Genomic DNA, 19,337 nt, shown 5'->3' on the forward strand with positions numbered 1-19,337 from the left:
GGCAGAGATTACAGTACAAGTAGTAGCAACAGATGATCGAGAAGGTACTCCACCGGGGCAACATGCTCCGGGCATACACGCACGTTGTGGCCAACAAAGGTTCGGCCGGCGTGGACGGTATGCGGGTAGAGGAACTGGCAGCGCACCTGAAACAAAACAGGGACGCCATCGCCACGGCCATCTGCAACGGCAGGTACCTGCCCGGGCCCATCCTGGGGGTAGAGATACCCAAGGGCAACGGCAAGAATCGCCTGCTGGGCATTCCCACCGTCACCGACCGCGTGCTGCAACAGGCGGTTAACCAGGTGCTGAGCCCGCTCTTTGAGCTGGAGTTCAGGGAGCACAGCTACGGCTTCCGTCCCAACCGCAACGCCCACCAGGCAGTGCAGCAGGCACACAGGTACATCCATGAGGGCTATCAGCATATTGTGGATATAGACCTGAGAAACTTCTTTGACGAGGTGGACCACTGCCTGCTGCTGCAACTGCTCTACCGGAAGGTAAAATGCCCCCTCACGCTGCGCCTCATCCGCAAATGGCTCCGGGCTCCCATCCTCATCAACGGGAGGCTGGTCAAACGCAGGAAAGGTGTGCCGCAGGGTAGCCCGCTCTCGCCGCTTCTCTCCAACATCCTGCTCCACGAGCTGGACAAGGAGCTGGAGAGGCAGGGGCTGCGCTACGTCCGCTACGCCGACGACTTCAGCGTCTACACCCAAAGTGAAGAGACAGCCCGAAAGGTGGGCAATGCTATGTTCCTGTTCCTCCGGGACAGGCTGAAGCTGCCCATCAACCGGGAGAAGTCCGGCATCAGGCGGCCTGTGGATTTCCAGTTGCTGGGCCACGGGTTCGTGCCTACCTACAGAAAGGGCGACAAGGGCAAATACCAGCTGGTGGTGGCAAAGAAGGCGTGGGCAAGGCTGAAACAAAAGCTGAAGGCTATCACCCGGAAAACCACGCCAAGAGCTTTCGAGGAGCGTGTCCGGGAACTGAAAGAGGCGCAGCGAGGCTGGGTCCATTACTTCCGCATGGCAAGTATACAGGGCAAACTCAAAGACCTCGACAGTTGGATGCGCAACAGATTGAGGCACTGCATCTGGCATGACTGGAAGCGACCGGAACGGAAAAGGAAGAACCTGATTCGGCTGGGCGTCCCCAAGTGGCAGGCCTATGCCTGGAGCAGGACCAGGAAAGGAGGCTGGGCAGTAGCTCAAAGTCCGATTCTGATAACGACGGTAACGGTGAAACGGCTAGTCCGAAAGGGATACGAATCGATGCTCGATTACTACAGGAAAGTAGCTCCACAACTTAACGAACCGCTGTATGCGAGACCCGCTTGTACAGTGGTGTGTGAGGCGCACCCCGCTACCTAACGGTGGCGGGGCCGTCTACACGATTTGGGCAGTGTAGTTCTGCTTTATAATTCTTTATACTTATTCCAAAATTCATAGTTGAAGCTGAGCATGTCTTCACCTACAGTAATTAAGGGGTAGTCATTGATAGCTTCATGGGTTAAGAATACACGCTCCTGAAATCTTAAGGACAACCGTGTCATAAACTCAATTACGTTGTTTAAGTCAGCGGTATTACTGGTTTGCTTTGGATTAAAATCAAATTGCCAATCCTCATTCTGATAGATATGTAATGTGATTTTGTCTATCTGAAAGCTATCAGCTTGGGCAGGAATTTCTGCTGGATTTATGCCGTATGTTTGGTCAATAAAGCTAACCAACTCGTTGTGCTGGTGCAGAGCATAATTCTCAATTACTATTTGCTTCCAGTCACCTTGATATTCAAATAGTATTGACTCCTTTATTTTATCCCAATTTTCCATTTCTATATCGCCCAACTACTGGATATGCGTAAACATACGGTTTAATGTCGTTTTTGACAGATAACCGTAACTGGACTAACGAATATACTATATATAGCCTGTGATATATAGTATCCGCATTGCGTGTTCCGCAACACGCAATGCCCATTAGCGGGTAGTCCGAAGGAAGGCACGTATCGCTTTCACATACTCCTCCTCCACCTCGATTAGCATCCGGAAGTGCTGGTTGTACTCGGCTATGGTCTGTTCGCTGACCATGTTGTTTTTCTCCAGGTAGTGCAGGTAGCGCACCACCTGGTTGAGGTTGGTGCCGACCTTCTTGAGCGCCGCCCCGGTTTTGTCGATGGCGTGGAAGAGCTCTTTCGGGTTGTGGCCAGCGCCCTGCTCCGAGAACAGCCGCAGCCGGATATAGGCGCTTAAATCAGTGTAACCCGCCGCACCGGCCTTGGCTTCCAGGTCACTGCGCTCCTTGTTGGTCAGGCGCACCTTCAGGAGGTTCTCCCGCCGGTCTTCCGCTCTCACTTTGGGCCTGCCGCCGCGCGGTTTCCACTCCTGTGCTTTTGTTCCCTTTTCCATACCTGGATGATGAGTTGCGAATAATCCATACCCTCCCTTACCGCCTACGGCGGAAAGGGGGCAAGGGGTTTTTGTGGGCACAAAAACACATCTTGCAAAACCAAGACCGCTGCCGGATGGAGTGGTTCAAAAACGGAACAGGCAGGATCGTGAATTTTCACTGCGCATGCGGCGGGGGCGCTATAGGATTGCCAAAACGGGAAATAATTTCCGAATGATGTTCCCTGTTCCCTCCCTTCCTTGTGCAGCTTGTACCTGTGATTCTCGCCAGTGGGGGTGAAGTACAAAAGGGAGAAAGGGCACATGAGGAGCGTGGTTTCTCCCAAGATGCATAACCTTTGCCCGGCTCTAATCCTACTTTAAAGCAAGACCTAAGGCTTTTTCAGGAAAGAGCCAAGAGGCTGCGCACATCCTGCATACTTAAGCCGGTCTTGCTAATTATCCTGATTAGAGGGGTAGGGAAGAACATGCAACACATGTTTGATGGGATGACTCGCAAAGGTGCCTGTGACACCTTCTCCATCGGCATCGGGAACGGTTAATTATTGCCTTAAATGAAGCTGATAAGCTGTGGTTAAAGCGACTTTTTAACTACCGCTATAGAAAATTAGGTAAGTTATCGTTCTTCTTTAATTTTCTGATACGGCCCATATTTGTGCTGCTCTTGACTAAAGCTGTCCGAGTAAGGACCAAAGGGATGGTCGAATGGTTTCTTCGAAATATCCGGCCAGTCTTTGCTGGTGTCTTTCTTGGGTCTCGGCAGTGAATTCACATAAGCAGCCACATCCCAGGCTTCTTCATCGGTCAGTTGAGGGTTGGCATACGTTGCCCCCAGCGGCATATTAGCTTTCACGTATTTGGCAAAATTGGAAATACGGTATAAACCGGCGCCGTCGTTGTAGCTATTTTCACCCCATAGTGGCGGGTACACATACACCGCACTTCCTGCTGGTTTCATGCCTTCGCCTTCTTCGCCGTGGCATACCTGGCACTTCTGTATGTATACTGCCTTGCCTAGTACAGGGCTGGCTGCACGTTCCAGCAGCTCTATATTTAGCAAACCGGAGCCCTTTACTTTATCTCCCTTCTTAACGTCTTTCCCAACCCATTGAATGTAAGCAACCAATGCCTGCATTTCCTTTGAGTCTTTAGCAGGTGCAGTCCCGTTTAAACTACGTTCAAAGCAATCTTCTACCCGCTTTGTCACATCCTCTTCCATTCCGGATCTTGCTCTAACCTTAGGGTAGGTAGACGCAACTAACGCATAATTATTACCAAAGGGCTTCGTGCCGGCATCCAAGTGGCAGTTCTGGCAGTTCATTCCGTTTGATATATGCAATACACTTCCTTCAGGTCCAAGGTGTTGAGCTGTGTTTTTTACCAGTTCGTGCCCATAGCGTATCAGATCACCCTCTGGTGTGGCAGGTAGCGATGCCAAATCAGGGGCTTTCCACATCTCACCGTCTGTTATAGGTTCAGTAACTTCATTTGAAGCACTATTCTGAAAAACCTGGTTCAGGTCGGGAAGATATGTATGAGCCGGAGTTAAACGGAAGATTACTACTAGTAGTAGCAGTAGCATGGTAGTAAGTGCGCTCAAGCCTATTAAATTAGAGAACTTAATCAGCAGACTTCCAAACTCTTTGTCATGATCTCTTTTCATAAGGGCAGTATAGCGTGAATAGCAGTACAAGCTAGTTTATACCTATGAACATGTATGTGACTTTTGTCACATGATGTATTTCATTACAAAACCTTAGCAATTGGTCATAAAAAAGAGCAGGAAGTATAATCTTCCTGCTCTTAGAAACACAAACACTAAACTACATTCTTATCTGAAAGTATAATCCACGTTTGGCAGCTGCGAAAGTACCGGCGACTCCAGGTCCAATACGTTGGCTCTTCCATCTATCTTCGGAGATACGGTGCCATTCTTTTTCAGGTACTCTTCCATCACATCGTGAACGGTATAATCCAGTACTTTCGGATCTTTGGTATTCGGCATGCGGCACAGCACATGGTCTGGCTCACCGGTTCTGCGGCAGGCAGCCATGGTGTATTCACGCTTCAGGTCAAGCGGTTTGCCACCAACCGTGATAGACTGCACACGCTCGCCTTTAGGGGCATTCGCTTTGAAGGTCAATTCCATACCGGAGAAGCGAATGACCCAGCCACCGAAACGCTCCAGCGGTTTCTCGGCAAACACGTTGTGCAGTTCCTGTTCCATCCAGTTTTGTATCTGCTGGCCAGTAGCCTTGCCTGTTTTTACATTCTCGTTCACGGGCAGCATGTTCCAGATGTCGCTGTAGGTGATGGGCGCTTTACCCGATGCATCCGGTACGATCGGGGTACCGAACCGGAAGCCGTTGGAGATGGCAATATCAGCGCCCGTCTTCCAGCGAACCGCGTCGGTGATCATGTTATCCAGCGCATTCTCCACTACCAGGTAGCGGTACAGCGGCTCCGTAGTATGGCCTAACACACGATCCATTTGCGCTTTGTAAGGTGCTATCTGCTCGTCCACTATTTCCTGTACGACAGGGTCAGCCGGGTATTTCTTTGGGTCTACATCTATCAGTTCATAGCGCTGGTCTACTATTTTACCGTCTTTAACCTGCAGGTCCAGGCGACCAACAAAAGAACCGAAGCCACCCGGTTCTACCACTTGCGCATACTTGCGCTTCAGTGGTTTTCTGATTCTCTCGTGCGTATCGTTGCCCAATACAAAGTCTACGCCTTCCATTTCAGGCTGATCAGCCAGGTAGATCTGCTTCGAAATACCCAGGTGCGTTACCAGGAACAGGATGTCCACGCCTTTTTCTACTTTCAGTTCTTTTATAAGCGGTTGCAGGTTATCTTCCAGACCTTTAAAAATAAGCCCTTTGCTGAATACCGGGTTTTGGCGAACCGGCACTTCCGGGTCGTTGTAGGAGATAAAGCCCAGCTTAATACCCTTCATTTCTTTGATGATATAAGGCGGGTACAGCATCTCTGAACTGGCTTCATCATAGATGTTGGCACATACCACCGGCTTGCCATAGGAGGCCAGTATGCTGCGCATTTTCTGGCTACCGAAAATTACTTCCCAATTACCCGGAATCAGAAAGTCATAATCCATTGCCTTGATAACAGGGGCAATGGCATCTCCTTCCGACATGGCGGCCACGGCGCTCCCCTGTATCAGGTCGCCGCCGTCCACTATCACAGTTCCGCCAGGGTTTTCCGCTTTTACCTGCTTGAAGAGTGTTTGAATATGGGCCATACCGCCACGTTCCTTGAACACAAACGCGCCGTTCTCTACGAACATCTCCTGGTGGGGCATCAGTTGCCCGTGGATGTCGGCTGTTTGTAAAATGGTGATGGTTTCGATGCCAGCGTTGTTGGCTGTGGTTTCACCCTTTCCTGTTGACTGGCAAGAGCTAAATGCAGCTAAGCCCATAACTGGTAGGGTAGAAAGTATAAATCTTTTGAAGTTCAGCTTCATGGTCTTTTGATAAATAGGAATGATGGATAAGCCTAAGCAGAATAGGCTTATCTTAAGTATGATAAATAATTTTAGATGGGCATACCGTCTCTTCAAGCTCATAACCTGAAAGCATTGTTCTTAAAGGAGCAGGAAGGGTGCTGGTAGTTGTAGCAAACCACAGGCTATACTTTACCAGTTTTTGCCACTGAATAGGGAAAGTGATTAGCTAAGCCGGGGCGGATCAGGCTCTAAGAATTTGCTAAGAGCCTTATAAACTAACTGATTGTATCCAGATTTTTGACGCTCCAAGTATGGTGGTACGAACACCAACGCATCAGCGGGTGCGGTACTTAGCAGTTGTACAGAACAAGAGATTTCAACTAGCCCGTCTTGCTGCCCATTCTCGGTGTCTGGCACTTCTTTTAGCAGCTGCCTTAAGTTTATGGATTGACCAGCTGATGCCGCCAATAGCTTTTGTGCTTCTTTTCTCAGGCAAACCTTTTTGATTGACACACCCGCACGCTCTCCCGGCACGAAGCTGATCGCAGTCAGCGTCGAAAGATGTAGGATTAACATCAATATAGCCCATATGTGCAGGTAGTGCTTCAAGTACAGGTTCTAAGTTTTATAACACAGTTCTGCTGTGCTGTTTTACAAAACAAGCGAAAGCGCATGAGCTTCACTGTGACATTTGTCACATAGGTTCAGGCTACAATGTGTGTACTTGCAGCCTACAGAAATTTTAAAACTAAGCTTGAACTATGGTTATGAACTATGCAGTAAAACTAATTGCCTTTGTGCTGCTTTTCGGATTTAGCAGTTGCCGGCAGGGAACAGGTGGTACAAACGTAAACTTGAATGCAACAGAAGTAAAGCAGCTTCTTGCGTCTGAGCAGGATATTATAGTGCTGGATGTACGCACCCCATATGAATTTCAGGACGGCCACCTGGAAGGCGCTGTTAATATAGACTATACTTCACCGGATTTTGAACAGGAAATAGCCAAACTGGATACAGCCGCTACTTACCTGTTGTACTGTAAATCCGGGAACAGAAGTAGTCGTGCCACAGCAGTCATGAAGCGCAACAGTTTCAACAACCTTTATAATGCAACTGTAGGGTTCGATGCACTCCAAGCAGCAGGGGTACAACCAAAATAAACCGTGGAGATTTCAAGCAAAAGATATATTCAACTGGGCATTTTCTGGCTCCTATTGTTGCTGATAGTAATAACCGACCTTATTGGTGCGCCGCTTGCTTTATTCTCAGGTATCGTGTTAGGTCTGATTTTCGGTAACCCGTACCCGGTAAAGCTGAGCAAATTTACCAAGTATTCTTTGCAAGCTTCGGTAGTAGGCTTGGGTTTCGGCATTAACCTGTACCAGGTGGCTGAAACGGGCTTGACAGGCTTCTTCTATACAGCCATCTCGCTTGTTGCCACCATGGTGGTGGGGTTGCTATTAGCGAAACTGTTTGGCGTGGAGAAAAAGCTAAACCACCTTATCTCTGCTGGTACGGCCATTTGCGGGGGAAGTGCCATTGCAGCCGTTGCCCCGGCTATCAAAGCATCAGAAAAGGAAATCTCTGTGGCGCTGGGTGTGGTGTTCATCCTGAATGCGCTGGCTTTGTTTGTTTTCCCGTTCATCGGCAAGCAGCTGCAGCTATCGCAGGAGCAGTTTGGGGTTTGGGCCGCTATTGCCATTCATGATACCAGCTCTGTAGTAGGGGCTGCCACCCAGTTCGGTGAAAAAGCACTTGAGATTGCCACTACGCTTAAACTCACGCGGGCGCTGTGGATACTCCCGATGGTGCTGATCACAGGCTTTCTATTTAAGTCTGAAGGCAAAGCAAGCTTCCCGAAGTTCATACTTTTCTTCCTGGTAGCATCCCTGTTCAACACTTTTCTAAGTGGCCTGAGCGAAGTGTATGGCTGGCTGATCCTACTGGCCAGAAAAGGCTTGGTTATAAGCTTGTTTCTGACTGGAGCAGGCATCAGCATGTCGCTGCTCAAAACCATTAGTATCAGGCCATTCTTGCAAGGAGTGGTGCTTTGGCTGATGGTGGCCACAGGCTCTCTGCTGGCAGTTTACTATGTAATTTAACAGAGTAGTAGGATTGCCTGTAAAAGGTATCATATAACATATTAAAAGCTAGGGCTGCACAACTAACAAAACCTAGTTGTGTAGCCCTAGCTACTTAACTATGGAAAAACAAACGAACTTAACCATTCTTCAGCTCAACGATACCCATGCCTACCTGGAGCAACACCAGGAAATGTTCTGGGAGAGTGGCACAACGAACTACCGTCCAGCAGGTGGCTTTGCCAAAATAGCAGGGTACTTAAAACAGCTTCGAAAAGAGCAAAAAGGCGTGCTGGCATTAGATTGCGGAGACACTTTTCACGGCACCTATCCAGCTGTTGCATCCAAAGGGGAAGTGATGGTACCTGTGCTGAACGAACTTGGCCTGGCAGCCATGACGGCACATTGGGAATTTGCCTACGGCCCGGAGCAGTTCAGGAAACTGACCGCCATGCTCAACTACCCTATGCTGGCTATCAATGTGTATGAGAAAGCTACAGATAAGCTGGTGTTTGCGCCTTACACGCTGAAAGAGGTAAATGGCTTGAAAATAGGTATAGTGGGCATTGCCTGTAACATCGTTGATAAGACCATGCCGCCCCATTTCAGCGAAGGCATCTACCTTACGCTGGGTAACGAAGAACTGCCCGGCTACATCCAAAAACTAAAGCAGGAAGAAAAAGTTGATCTCATTGTTCTGATCTCTCACCTGGGCTTTCCGCAGAATATGAAGTTGCTTTCCGAAGTGGAAGGCGTAAATATTTGCCTGAGTAGCCACACCCATTACCGTACCTCTAAAGCTGTGAAACAGGGGCAAACGATTGTAATAGAGTCCGGCTGTCATGGTTCCTTCCTGGGGCGGCTGGATCTGACCATACAAAATGGCAGCATCTCCAACTATAAACATGAGCTGGTAGAAGTCTCGGATAAATTACCCGACGATGCCCACATGCTGGAGTTGGTGCAGCAAGCTGTTCGGCCTTACAAACAAGAGTTAAGACAGAAAGTGGGGGAGACGGCTACTGTGCTGGACCGGAATAACATTCTGGAATCGACCATGGATAATTTTCTGCTGCAAAGTATGCTGCATGCAACAGGAGCAGAGCTGGCCTTTTCAAATGGCTGGCGTTACGGAGCACCAATAGTTACTGGGTCTGTTACCCTGAACGACCTGTACAACATCATCCCCATGAACCCGCCTATACAAACGGTGGAACTGACGGGGCAGGAACTGCAGGACATGCTGGAAGAGAACCTGGAGAAAACGTTTTCGCCGGACCCCTACGCACAGCAAGGTGGCTTTGTAAAACGGTGTATGGGCTTAAGGGCCTTTATAAAAATAGAAGCACCCAAAGGCACCCGTATCCAAAAGCTTTTTGTAAATGACGAAGAACTAGACCTGCATCGAAGCTATAAAGTATCCTTCGTGACAGAGCAGGGCGTGCCGGAAAAGTATGGCACCAACCGCTCTGACACAGGTATAAAGGCCATTGAAGCCATGCAACAATACCTGGAAAAGTACTCACCTGTCCGTGCTGATTTGCTGGGCACTTTCACGGCAGTATAAATCCCATTAACTAGACGATACTTCTATGAAATTAAATAGGAAACTAGGCATCCCATTGGGGATGGCAACACTCATGTTTGCCGGCGCCTGTACAAACCAAAATCCAACATCAACTACTTCTAGTGAAATGACAGGAAAGGAACAGAAACTGATCAGCATCGTGCATACCAACGACATGCACGGCACTTACATGCCTTTTCTGACGACAACTGATAATGCTACCGCTCAAACCGGAGATGCGGGTCGTGACACGCTTATCACGTTTGATAAAGCAGCCAGGATAGGAGGCTTTGCCTACCTGGCCAGCGCTGTGAAGAATGTGCGAAAGGAGAAAGGTGCAGACAATGTATTGCTGGTTGATGGGGGCGATACCTTTAGTGACGACCAGCTGGGCAACCTGACGAAAGGAGAAGCCATGATCCGCTTCATGAATGCGGTGAATTATGATTTGATGGCGGTCGGAAACCATGATTTTGACTATGGTTTGCAGCGCACGCGCGAGCTGGAGCAAATGGCAACCTTCCCGATGCGGGCAGCTAACATTACGGATGATAATACGCAACAACCCGTTTTCGGAGAGCCTTATATCATCAAAGAAAAGAATGGGGTAAAGGTGGCTATTCTGACGCTTGGCTACCGCAATACCCCTAAGACTGGTAACCCGGACAATGTAAAAGGACTTACCTTTAAAGTGGGGCAGGAAGTCGCGAAACAGTATGTGCCGGAGCTCCGAAAGAAAGCCGATATCGTGGTGGTGCTATCGCATGAAGGAACGGCGGTGGATTACAAAATGGCCCGTGAAGTAGCAGGCATAGACCTGATCATAGGCGCCCATAGCCACGACATCTTGGAGCCAAGAAAAAAGATAGGGCAGACCTATGTGGTGCAGGCCATGTCTGATGCAGCGGTGCTGGGCGAAACGGAATTAGTTATTACAAATAATAAACTGGTTGATGTGAAAACGCATCATCATTGGCTCTGGAATGAGCAGTTACAGCCTGATGCAGCCCTACAGGCGCTGATAGACGAACAGCGCAAACCACACCTGGCTAAGCTGCAAGAACATGTGGTGGAAAGCACGGCGACGATTGGCAGACAGTACAAATCGGAAAGCCCGTTTGACAAACTGGTAGGCAATCTGCTGCTCGAAGGATTCAAAGGGGATGTGGCCATCATGCCGGGAGTAGGGTATGGTATCTCTATCAAGGCAGGCCCTGTGACAAGTGAAGAAGTATACAATCTGTTGCCACACCCATCTAAAATCGTAACCTTGACCATGACGGGTAAGCAGTTAACGATGACGCTGGAGCAGGCGGCCAAAAACCTGAAGCCTGCTGACAAACTGGAAGCGGTGGGTGGCCTTATACAGACAGCAGGCATCCACTACGAAATGGACCTTACTAAGCCAGTCGGACAACGAATTAGCAAGGCCCAAATCAAAAACCAGCCAGTAAATGACGACCAAAACTATAGGGTTGTTACCCACAACGGCTTGCTCACTGGGTTGCACAATTTCGATGAGATAGGGAAGGGGCAAAACATCAACAGAACAGCGCAACCACTTACAGACTTCATTATTCAGCAATTAAAGGAAATGAAGACAGTGGATATGCCGGCCAATATGGGCGAAGTAACCATCAAACGCTAAGTATAAACTACTTCCTAAAACAAAAGCCCCCTGGTAGAGATTTACCACGGGGCTTTTGTTTTCCCAGAAAGCTTAACCTGTTATACTTTCTCCAGGTGCTTTACTTCTTTTCCCATTCTACTTGGCTCACCCTTCGAGCGATTGTTCAGGAAGGGTTGTAACTGCTGCTCTACAAACGACTCCGGATACTGCGCTACATCATCAAAGCCCAGCGCAATATCGCGGCCATCTTCGGGCATATAAACCGTTCCGAACAGGTAATCCCAAACACTTAAGCTGATGCCATAGTTTGCCCCGTAGCGATGCGGCATATGTTTGGCGTGGTGCCAGATATGCATTTGCGGATTGTTAAACAAGTAGCGCAACGGACCTAACGGAACATGGAGGTTGGAATGGTTAAAGTGGCCAATAGAAGTCGCAAAAATGTGCACTAGAAAGAAGTCCTGAATTCCGAAGCCTATCATGGCCAGTGGTATGTATTCTATCGTTCTGTATAGGATCGTTTCGCCCCAATGGAAGCGCAGGTGCGCTGCAAAGCCCATTTGTTGCACCGAATGATGTACCTTGTGAAAGCGCCACAGAAATTCGGAGCGGTGCAGCAGCCGGTGTACGTTCCATTGTATAAAATCACGGACAAAAAACAAAGTGAGCAGCTGCCCCCAAACGGGCCATGACTGCACTTCAAAAGCGACCAGGTTCGTAACGCCAAAGAGCGCCAGGAAATCATTAAATGCTTCTACACCAATGTTAGAAATGGCATTGAACCCGATAAGCGAGAACAGGAAGAAATTGAAGAACATGTAAAAGCCATCGAGCCAGAAACCTTTTCGGAGTATTGCCTGATGGGTACGCCAGGGCTTAACTATTTCTAAAAGCCAGAAGAAAAGCGATAAGCCAATCAGCCAGTAGAAATAGTTACCCCACCCCGGATTCAGAACTTCCTGCAAAAGGTAGTTCCCGTAATCCGTAAAAGACGAGAGAAAGATCTGCCAGTATTTTAACAACAGCTTTATTTTTATTGTTTCTAAAACTTAATATAACTCCAGCCTTCTTCCTGTTTGGTAACGATTTCACCAATGCCCATTGGTACGGTTGGAACGCCAGGCAGCAATTGACTCTTTTCTACTTTGGCTCTTTTCATTGTGTTCTCGCAAGCAGCAAATATTACCCCTTTTGCTTGCAGCTCTTTGATGGCGTCAGCTTGGGTAGATTTCCCGGTAACCAGCAGGTTGAGCGCTTTGCCGTGAACCACCACTTCAATTTGTGCATCCGGCCAGCCACGTTTGATATTGTTGAGTTGTCTCATAAGGCCGGCATGCATGGCGGTGTCAGCTACCGATAGATCGTACACAATGTTGCGCTGCGACGTTTGCTCGGTTTTTTTAGCTTTTGCCTTTGTTTGCGCCTGGGCCATGGAAAGGGGCGCCACCAGCGTAGCCACCAGCACCAGCATGATCAGTTTCAATTTCATAATTTGCTTGTTTAAGTATATGACTATCTAACTTTGTTTTGCTTAGAAGTATAGTTTCTATGATTCAATTGGTTGAAGCCATACGCATAGTTCACTTCTCGCAAACTATGCGTATGGTTTGCAGGCATTACTTTTTCACCATCCCCTGCAGGAACGCCACCACTTCAGGGGTATCATAATCGGCCATGCCTTCCTGCTTGGCTACGATTTTCCCTTCCGGGGAGATGATGAACGTGGTTGGAATGGCATTTGAGTGAAACTCCTGTGGAAGCTGGCTGGCTGGCAAGTACACCGGGAAGGTATAGCCCTTCTTGTCAATGTACTTCTTCACCTTCTCCATGCCACCTTCGTCTACCGAAAGCATCACAAAGGCGATGTTATCTGAGCCTACCTTCTCGTAGAGCTTCTGGATGTTGGGCATCTCCGCGATGCAGGGCGGACACCAGGTGGCCCAGATGTTCAGGAACACCACTTTGCCTTTCAGGCTTTCAAAGGCTACCTGCTTGCCCTGCAGGTCTACCATCTTAAAACCGGCTCCGGCCATCTCTGTAGTGGCCACGGCAGCGGCATCTACAACCGCTGTAGCGTCCGGGTGCTGCAGGGTTTCCGGCACGTCCGCGTTTTTGATGCCTGTCGCCAGCAGGATGCGCTGCACTTGGCCAATGGCTTCGGTATGCAAACCGGTTAAATACAGTATTCCGAAAATGCCAAGCATCACGGCCCAGCCGGGTATATCCTTTATCGAAAATTTCTTCTTTTTCATCATGTTGATTTTTATTAAAGCTAAGTTAGCTTGATATTTCTACTAGATATGTGACTAAAGTTCCACAGTGGTATAGCCTTTTTGTTTAAGGTCAAACATATAGGTCAGGCCATTGGGTGTGATTTCCACGCCATCAACCAGGTCGGCAGCAGTAATATTGAATTGCTTCAAAGACATCCCGCACAACATGTAAGTTACCCCGGCAGCCCGGCCCTTGGCGATCTCTGCAGCCATCGCCCCGTCTTTTTTGAAGGCTTCCACCGACTTGCCGCAGGCCATCACCACAAACGAATCCCGGTTGTACTTGCTGTCTTTGGTCATCTCCTCCGCCGTATTCACGGCGGCTTTCAGGTGGTTTGGCTGGCTGATCAGTACGGCATAGTTTGTATTGGCGGTAGTGTCGCTGACACCCTGCTGCGTAGTGGTTTGAGCACTAGTCGTGGCGCAGGAACCAAGCAGTACCATCAGCCCGACAGCCACTATCGTTACATAACCGTTCTTTCGCGCAGGCATGGGAACGATTCGCTTTCTCTGTTCCAGGAGCGTGTCTATACTATAGTACAGCGCCCCGTTTATAATAAAGAAAATAAGCAGACCAATGAGCGCCACGTTCTTGAACAAAGGCCCATAGTCTCCGCTGCCTACCTGTACGGTCAGCGTAATCGGGATCAGAATGGCCAACAATCCGGCAGAAGCCAGCCTGGTTTTAAAGCCGGCCAGCAGCATAAAGCCACCTACTAGCAGGCCAATACCTGAAAGGATGATGAGTGTTTCGGTTGGTGCCATCCAGGTAGCCAGGTGCGCGAACGGGGCCTTTTCCAGACGGGCAGCTGCACCGGCAGTTTTCACAAAGTGGCTTAGGCCAGCCATAATAAAGATCAGGCTGCCTAGGCTGCGCAGCACCAGGAATGATATTTTTTGTTTTGGAGAAGTTTCCATGCGTTTTGATTTTCTTAAAATAACCTGTTAATAAAGTGTAAGCATCCCTATGCCAACGCACCTGTTGGTGAGGCTATAGGTATAGCAGCACCCGCTGTACCTGCAAGCAGGAACGCTGGTGCCTTCAATGGACAACGTGTATTTTAAGAAAGCCGGGGCGGCTCAGGGTCGTTCTCGAGCACAGGAGGAAGGTGCTTCCGGAGTTGGGGAAGTACAACACTGGGTTTCGCAGTAAAGAAAACCACAGGCATTTCGTGCAGTGTATTTACCAGAGCATACACCTGCTGGCTGCAGTCAGAAGCTACGCCTGAGGCGCTGTTCTGCTGCCTGGAGTGCGTCTGGTGTTTAAGGCATTTTCTTATACAAGGCCTCTTGCCAAAGCGCTTGCTGTAGGTGCAGTCTTTTTTCAGTGCTGCCTGCTCTGCAAAGCTGCGCATGCTGCTGTTCTTCGGCAGGGCGAAGAGCAGCAGCATGAAGCTTAAAGATAACAGCAGGTAGTTTTTCATGTTTTTTTATGCGGTACAGTATCTGTTTTTAGTAGAACAAAGGCAGACGCCATCGTTGCGCTATCCTCCCTTCAAGTTAAGTCGTCTTCATAAGGTCAGTATTACATTCTTTACTGTGCCACAACATCTTTTTGGTGCAGCACATCCGGTACTCTGACAACAATCCGGCTCCCAGGGTGAGCAGGGCCGTACCCAGTATTACTGCATCCAGACCGAACAGGTCACCGAACACACCGGCCACCACGGCACCCGCCACATACCCAAAGTCGCGCCAGAACCGGAAGATGCCCAGGCTCTGTGGCCGTTGGCTTGGGTGGGTGTTCTCGGCCACCACTGACAGGAAATTAGGATATACCAAGGCCGTGCCTGCCCCCAGTACAACGAGTGCCGCCACCAGTATAGGGTAGGAGCCGGCAAACAAAAGCAGGCCTATAGCCACACCCTGTAGCAGCATACCCATGCTGAGCAACTGTTTTTTTCAGAGCACATCGCCCAGTTTTCCGGTTACCAGCTGGCCCAGTCCCCACACGACCGGGTAAATACCGGCTAGCAGGCCTGTCTCTGTAAGCGAATATCCTTTGGTGCTTAACATGACAGGCAACAGTCCCCAGAGAATACCGTCGTTCAGGTTATTGACAAAACCGCTCAACGTGACAGAGCCCAAATTGCCGTGGCGCCAGGTGGTGTCTTTCCAGATGTTGTGCAGCAGCGGGATATTCGTCTGCTTGGTTTCGGCCTGCACATGGGTGTGCGTGTCGCGCACCAGGAAGACGGTCAGCAGCAAACCGGCTATTGAAAAGGCAATACCCGGAATAAAAGCATAGCTTACTTCACCGGTTGTAGAAGCGATATAACCTGCCAGAAAGGCTACCAGCCCCACTGCCAGGTAACCGGCAAACTCGTTGATCCCCATGGCCAGGCCACGGTTCTTTTCACCCACCAGGTCAATCTTCATCACGACAGTGGCTGACCATGCCAACCCTTGGTTAATACCCAGGAGCAGGTTTGCCAGGATCACCCACCACCAGGCATCGGCATACACCAGCAGCCAGGGTACGGGCAGGGCAAACAGCCAGCCGATCAGCAGCAACTGCCGCCGCGTATACTTTGTGGCCAGCTTGCCCATTGCCAGATTAGCACCCGACTTAGCCAGGCCAAAAGCAACTATAAACGACAAAAGGGCGGTGTGTCCGTTGATACCAAAAACCGTTTCGGCAAACTCAGGTATCACAGAGCGCTCCAGGCCTACCATCGCGCCCACAAAGCCGTTTACGAGCACCAGCAGCCAGAACTGCTTTGCATTCTCCCGTAAGCCGAGTTGTGTTTCCGAAGTTTGTGCCATGCTGGTTTTATACTTTTTAACTTGATATACTTAGTATGTCAGATAGTGTGTCAGAAAGCCACCGGCTTTACGCCCGCGGCTTCCAAAACACACTCAACTTTTAGCCAAAATCTTTAATGCGGTAGTCTGTCTTTAATAGCGCCGTACAGGTACGTGCCAGCTATGGCCCCACCTACCGCTATCAGAATTGCCCAGTATTGATACCCGATGTTTACGAACATCGGTCCCGGACACGCTCCGGTTAATGCCCAGCCTAACCCGAAGATAGTACCTCCGATCAGGTAGCGCGGAACAGACATTTCCTTCGGCGTGAAGACGATCGGATTGCCCTGGTAATCACGCAGTTTGTATTTCTTGATCACGTAGGTGATAATCACCCCCAGCACCACGGCCGTCCCAATGATGCCATACATGTGAAACGATTGGAAGCGGAACATCTCCTGAATACGGAACCACGATATGGCTTCCGATTTACTCATCACGATACCGAACAAGATGCCGGCTAGTATAAATTTTAATCCTCTCACGGTATTTGATTCTTTGTTTTAACAATAACTGTTTTATGGCTGCTTCTTTAGAAAATTAGCGGTAACAAGATCCAGGTAGTGATCAGACCACCAATAAAGAAACCTACAACAGCGATAAGCGAGGGTAGCTGCAGGTTAGATAACCCACTGATCGCGTGGCCCGAAGTACAGCCCCCGGCATAACGGGCCCCGAACCCGATTGCAAATCCGCCTAGCAACAGAATAAGGAAACCTTTCAGCGTAAAGGCAGCTTCCAGGCTAAATATTTCTTCCGGCTGCAGGTCATCCGGAGCAGATATACCAAGCGCACTCAAATCTTGAATCGTTGACTGTGAAATCTGCACGATCTCACCATTTGATAAAAACTCGGCAGAGACAAAACCACCGATAACAGAACCAACCAGAAACAACAGATTCCAGGTTTGGGCGCGCCAGTCAAAATCGAAGAACTTTACATTGTTACCCGCCCCGCAGGCAGAGCAGATTGTACGCAGGTTAGCTGAAACTCCAAATGATTTTCCAAAGAATAGCAGCAATACCATAACAAAGGCAATGACAATACCCGATGTATACCACGGCCATGGTTGACTCAAAAACTCTAACATTTCTTACTCTTTTTAATTTAGGTTTAGTAGATAGGGCAGGAGCCTGTTTTAAGCTTCCCACTCTTTCATTTTTACACTTTATTATCTTGGCCAGGCACCAATACCGCCGGCCAGATTATAGGCTTTGAAGCCTTCTTTGCTCATGATGTCGCAGGCAGATCCGCTGCGGTTGCCGCTGCGGCAGAACACGAAGTACTCTTTGTCCTTGTCCATCGTATTAAGTGCCTGCTGAAACTGCGAAGATGACACATCCAGGTTCTTAGCACCTTTGATAGAACCTCCGGCAAATTCACCGGCTGTACGCACATCCAGCAATTCTGCTTTTGGAGCACTTTGGTACCTGGTTCTGAACGTTGTTCCGTCCAGGTTTTCGTAGTTATTTGGTTTTGATCCGAATATGTTAAACATAGCTTTTATCCTCAAATTCTTGTTGTGTTTCAATTACAATACAAAGGTCGGAATAAGGAAAGCCTTTGTCTGTGACTTTGGTCACGCAGGAGAGAAAACTCTCTGAAACTCAAAGGCCGGCGCAGCATCACACTACGCCAGCGCTTCAAGCGTCTTTAACTACAGGAAATTACTTAAGCGTGCTTGGGCAAACAAAAGCTGTTTTCGGTACGCTGGTTTCAGCAATAGCCTTGAATCCGCCCTCAATATTCACCACATTGTCGTAGCCTCTGGCTTTAAGTATAGAAGCTGCGATCATAGAGCGGTAGCCACCGGCGCAGTGCAGGTACATGGTTTCTTCATTTGGCAGTTCCGCCAGGTGCTCGTTCAGGTAATCCAACGGGGCGCTTTGTGCCGTCTCCACGTGCTCGGCCTGGAACTCGCCCGGCTTGCGCACGTCCACTACTTTGATGGCATTGTCCTGCTCATAGCGCTGGGCAAATGCAGCGGCAGCTATAGAATCGATAGCGTCGACTTCTTTGCCAGCCTGCTGCCAGGCATCCATGCCGCCTTTCAGGTAGCCGATGGTAAAATCGTAGCCTACACGTGCTAAACGGGTCACTACTTCTTCTTCCCGGCCTTCGTCCGTTACCAGCAGTAGCTGCTGCCTGATGTCGGGAATCAAGGTTCCCACCCAGGGAGCAAAGTTGCCATCGATACCGATATTGATCGCGTTCGGGATGAAACCGGCTGCAAATGTTTCCGGACTGCGCGTATCCAGTACCAGGGCACCGGTTTCGTTGGCTGCCGCCTCAAACGCTTCCGGCGACAGGGCCTGCAGGCCTTGCTCCAGCACGCTTTCAATGTTGTCGTAGCCTTCCTTGTTCAGCCTCACGTTCAGCGGGAAATAACTTGGAGGCGGTGTCAGGCCATCTGTCACTTCTTTGATGAACTCCTCTTTTGTCATATCAGCACGTAGGGCGTAGTTCGTTTTTTTCTGGTTGCCCAGTGTGTCGCTGGTCTCTTTGCTCATGTTCTTACCACAGGCGGATCCCGCCCCGTGTGCCGGGTAAACGATCACGTCGTCCGCCAGCGTCATGATCTTGTTGCGCAGCGAGTCATACAGGTGTCCTGCCAGTTGGTCTTGTGTCAGGTCAGATTTCGCGGCCAAATCCGGACGTCCCACATCCCCGATAAATAAGGTATCGCCAGAGAAGAGCGCGTAGTCCTTCCCGTTCTCATCTAGCAGCAGGTACGTGGTAGATTCCATCGTATGGCCCGGGGTGTGCAGCACCTTTAGTGTTGCATCACCGACCTTAAACTCGTCGCCGTCCTTTGCGATGTAAGCGTCATAGGTAGTCTTGGCATTTGGTCCGAAGACAATCGTGGCACCTGATGCCTTAGCCAGGTCCACATGGCCAGACACGAAGTCGGCGTGGAAGTGCGTCTCCAGCACATACTTGATGGCGGCGTTGTCTTTCTCCGCTTTCTCCAGGTACGGTTTTACTTCGCGCAATGGGTCAATAATAGCGGCTTCGCCGTTGCTTTCAATGTAGTAGGCGCCTTGTGCCAGGCAACCGGTATAGATCTGCTCTACTTTCATGGTAGTTGATTTTATAGTTTTTGAT

21 protein-coding genes are annotated in these 19,337 nt (G+C 49.4%); 5 read left to right on the top strand and 16 right to left on the bottom strand.

The features are described 5' to 3' along the window. Positions 1-32 precede the first annotated feature (32 nt). Positions 33-1,370, top strand: a complete 1,338-nt coding sequence (gene ltrA / locus ACFQ2O_RS01090) for a group II intron reverse transcriptase/maturase (RefSeq protein ID WP_377522221.1) — start codon at positions 33-35, stop codon at positions 1,368-1,370. Between the two features lie 44 nt (positions 1,371-1,414). Here ltrA and ACFQ2O_RS01095 read toward each other — a convergent pair whose 3' ends face one another. From ACFQ2O_RS01095 to ACFQ2O_RS01115, 5 genes are all read right to left on the bottom strand, one after another. Continuing rightward, positions 1,415-1,831, bottom strand: coding sequence for a hypothetical protein (locus ACFQ2O_RS01095; RefSeq protein ID WP_377522224.1), 417 nt, complete (start codon positions 1,829-1,831; stop codon positions 1,415-1,417). Between the two features lie 147 nt (positions 1,832-1,978). Then, entirely contained in the window at positions 1,979-2,407 is a 429-nt protein-coding gene (locus ACFQ2O_RS01100) for a plasmid mobilization protein (protein WP_377522226.1), read from the bottom strand. A 616-nt stretch (positions 2,408-3,023) separates the two neighbouring features. Beyond that, positions 3,024-4,070: a c-type cytochrome gene (locus ACFQ2O_RS01105; RefSeq protein WP_377522227.1), complete on the bottom strand. Its 1,047-nt coding sequence runs from the start codon at positions 4,068-4,070 to the stop codon at positions 3,024-3,026. A 168-nt stretch (positions 4,071-4,238) separates the two neighbouring features. Further along, positions 4,239-5,891 carry a bifunctional metallophosphatase/5'-nucleotidase gene (locus tag ACFQ2O_RS01110; RefSeq protein WP_377522229.1) on the bottom strand — a complete coding sequence of 551 codons (1,653 nt, stop codon included), beginning with the start codon at positions 5,889-5,891 and terminating at the stop codon, positions 4,239-4,241. 204 nt (positions 5,892-6,095) lie between these two features. Further along, a complete protein-coding gene (locus tag ACFQ2O_RS01115) occupies positions 6,096-6,482 on the bottom strand; it encodes a hypothetical protein (RefSeq protein ID WP_377522230.1) in 387 nt (128 codons plus the stop codon). A 158-nt stretch (positions 6,483-6,640) separates the two neighbouring features. Here ACFQ2O_RS01115 and ACFQ2O_RS01120 point away from each other — a divergent pair, with 158 nt between their 5' ends. From ACFQ2O_RS01120 to ACFQ2O_RS01135, 4 genes are all read left to right on the top strand, one after another. Next, the gene (locus tag ACFQ2O_RS01120) at positions 6,641-7,033 is read left to right on the top strand and encodes a rhodanese-like domain-containing protein (RefSeq protein WP_377522231.1); all 393 of its coding nucleotides are present in this window, start codon (positions 6,641-6,643) and stop codon (positions 7,031-7,033) included. A gap of 3 nt (positions 7,034-7,036) precedes the next feature. Beyond that, entirely contained in the window at positions 7,037-7,975 is a 939-nt protein-coding gene (locus tag ACFQ2O_RS01125) for a YeiH family protein (RefSeq protein WP_377522233.1), read from the top strand. A 100-nt stretch (positions 7,976-8,075) separates the two neighbouring features. Then, positions 8,076-9,521: a bifunctional metallophosphatase/5'-nucleotidase gene (locus ACFQ2O_RS01130; RefSeq protein WP_377522235.1), complete on the top strand. Its 1,446-nt coding sequence runs from the start codon at positions 8,076-8,078 to the stop codon at positions 9,519-9,521. Positions 9,522-9,546: 25 nt separating this feature from the next. Beyond that, positions 9,547-11,169 (top strand): bifunctional metallophosphatase/5'-nucleotidase, encoded by a 1,623-nt coding sequence (locus ACFQ2O_RS01135; RefSeq protein WP_377522237.1) that lies wholly within the window; start codon positions 9,547-9,549, stop codon positions 11,167-11,169. An 80-nt stretch (positions 11,170-11,249) separates the two neighbouring features. On the opposite strand, the gene ACFQ2O_RS01140 is transcribed toward ACFQ2O_RS01135, so the two are convergent. From ACFQ2O_RS01140 to ACFQ2O_RS01190, 11 genes are all read right to left on the bottom strand, one after another. Next, a complete protein-coding gene (locus tag ACFQ2O_RS01140) occupies positions 11,250-12,173 on the bottom strand; it encodes a sterol desaturase family protein (RefSeq protein ID WP_377522239.1) in 924 nt (307 codons plus the stop codon). A gap of 20 nt (positions 12,174-12,193) precedes the next feature. Continuing rightward, positions 12,194-12,640 carry a DsrE family protein gene (locus ACFQ2O_RS01145; RefSeq protein ID WP_377522240.1) on the bottom strand — a complete coding sequence of 149 codons (447 nt, stop codon included), beginning with the start codon at positions 12,638-12,640 and terminating at the stop codon, positions 12,194-12,196. Positions 12,641-12,767: 127 nt separating this feature from the next. Beyond that, the gene (locus tag ACFQ2O_RS01150; protein WP_377522241.1) at positions 12,768-13,406 is read right to left on the bottom strand and encodes a TlpA family protein disulfide reductase; all 639 of its coding nucleotides are present in this window, start codon (positions 13,404-13,406) and stop codon (positions 12,768-12,770) included. A gap of 51 nt (positions 13,407-13,457) precedes the next feature. After that, complete coding sequence (locus ACFQ2O_RS01155) at positions 13,458-14,342, bottom strand: DoxX family membrane protein (protein WP_377522243.1); 885 nt, start codon at positions 14,340-14,342, stop codon at positions 13,458-13,460. A 143-nt stretch (positions 14,343-14,485) separates the two neighbouring features. Further along, positions 14,486-14,848 carry a hypothetical protein gene (locus tag ACFQ2O_RS01160; RefSeq protein ID WP_377522246.1) on the bottom strand — a complete coding sequence of 121 codons (363 nt, stop codon included), beginning with the start codon at positions 14,846-14,848 and terminating at the stop codon, positions 14,486-14,488. Between the two features lie 76 nt (positions 14,849-14,924). Then, positions 14,925-15,317, bottom strand: coding sequence for an MFS transporter (locus ACFQ2O_RS01165; protein ID WP_377522248.1), 393 nt, complete (start codon positions 15,315-15,317; stop codon positions 14,925-14,927). A gap of 9 nt (positions 15,318-15,326) precedes the next feature. Next, positions 15,327-16,190, bottom strand: a complete 864-nt coding sequence (locus ACFQ2O_RS01170) for an MFS transporter (RefSeq protein WP_377522250.1) — start codon at positions 16,188-16,190, stop codon at positions 15,327-15,329. A 113-nt stretch (positions 16,191-16,303) separates the two neighbouring features. Further along, positions 16,304-16,717 carry a YeeE/YedE family protein gene (locus tag ACFQ2O_RS01175; RefSeq protein ID WP_377522251.1) on the bottom strand — a complete coding sequence of 138 codons (414 nt, stop codon included), beginning with the start codon at positions 16,715-16,717 and terminating at the stop codon, positions 16,304-16,306. Positions 16,718-16,764: 47 nt separating this feature from the next. Then, positions 16,765-17,322, bottom strand: a complete 558-nt coding sequence (locus ACFQ2O_RS01180; RefSeq protein ID WP_377522252.1) for a YeeE/YedE family protein — start codon at positions 17,320-17,322, stop codon at positions 16,765-16,767. A gap of 81 nt (positions 17,323-17,403) precedes the next feature. Next, the gene (locus tag ACFQ2O_RS01185; protein ID WP_377522253.1) at positions 17,404-17,730 is read right to left on the bottom strand and encodes a rhodanese-like domain-containing protein; all 327 of its coding nucleotides are present in this window, start codon (positions 17,728-17,730) and stop codon (positions 17,404-17,406) included. A gap of 169 nt (positions 17,731-17,899) precedes the next feature. Beyond that, entirely contained in the window at positions 17,900-19,312 is a 1,413-nt protein-coding gene (locus tag ACFQ2O_RS01190; protein WP_377522254.1) for an MBL fold metallo-hydrolase, read from the bottom strand. Between the last annotated feature and the right edge of the window lie 25 nt (positions 19,313-19,337).

This window comes from Pontibacter rugosus (assembly GCF_042678745.1).
Classification (GTDB): domain Bacteria; phylum Bacteroidota; class Bacteroidia; order Cytophagales; family Hymenobacteraceae; genus Pontibacter; species Pontibacter rugosus.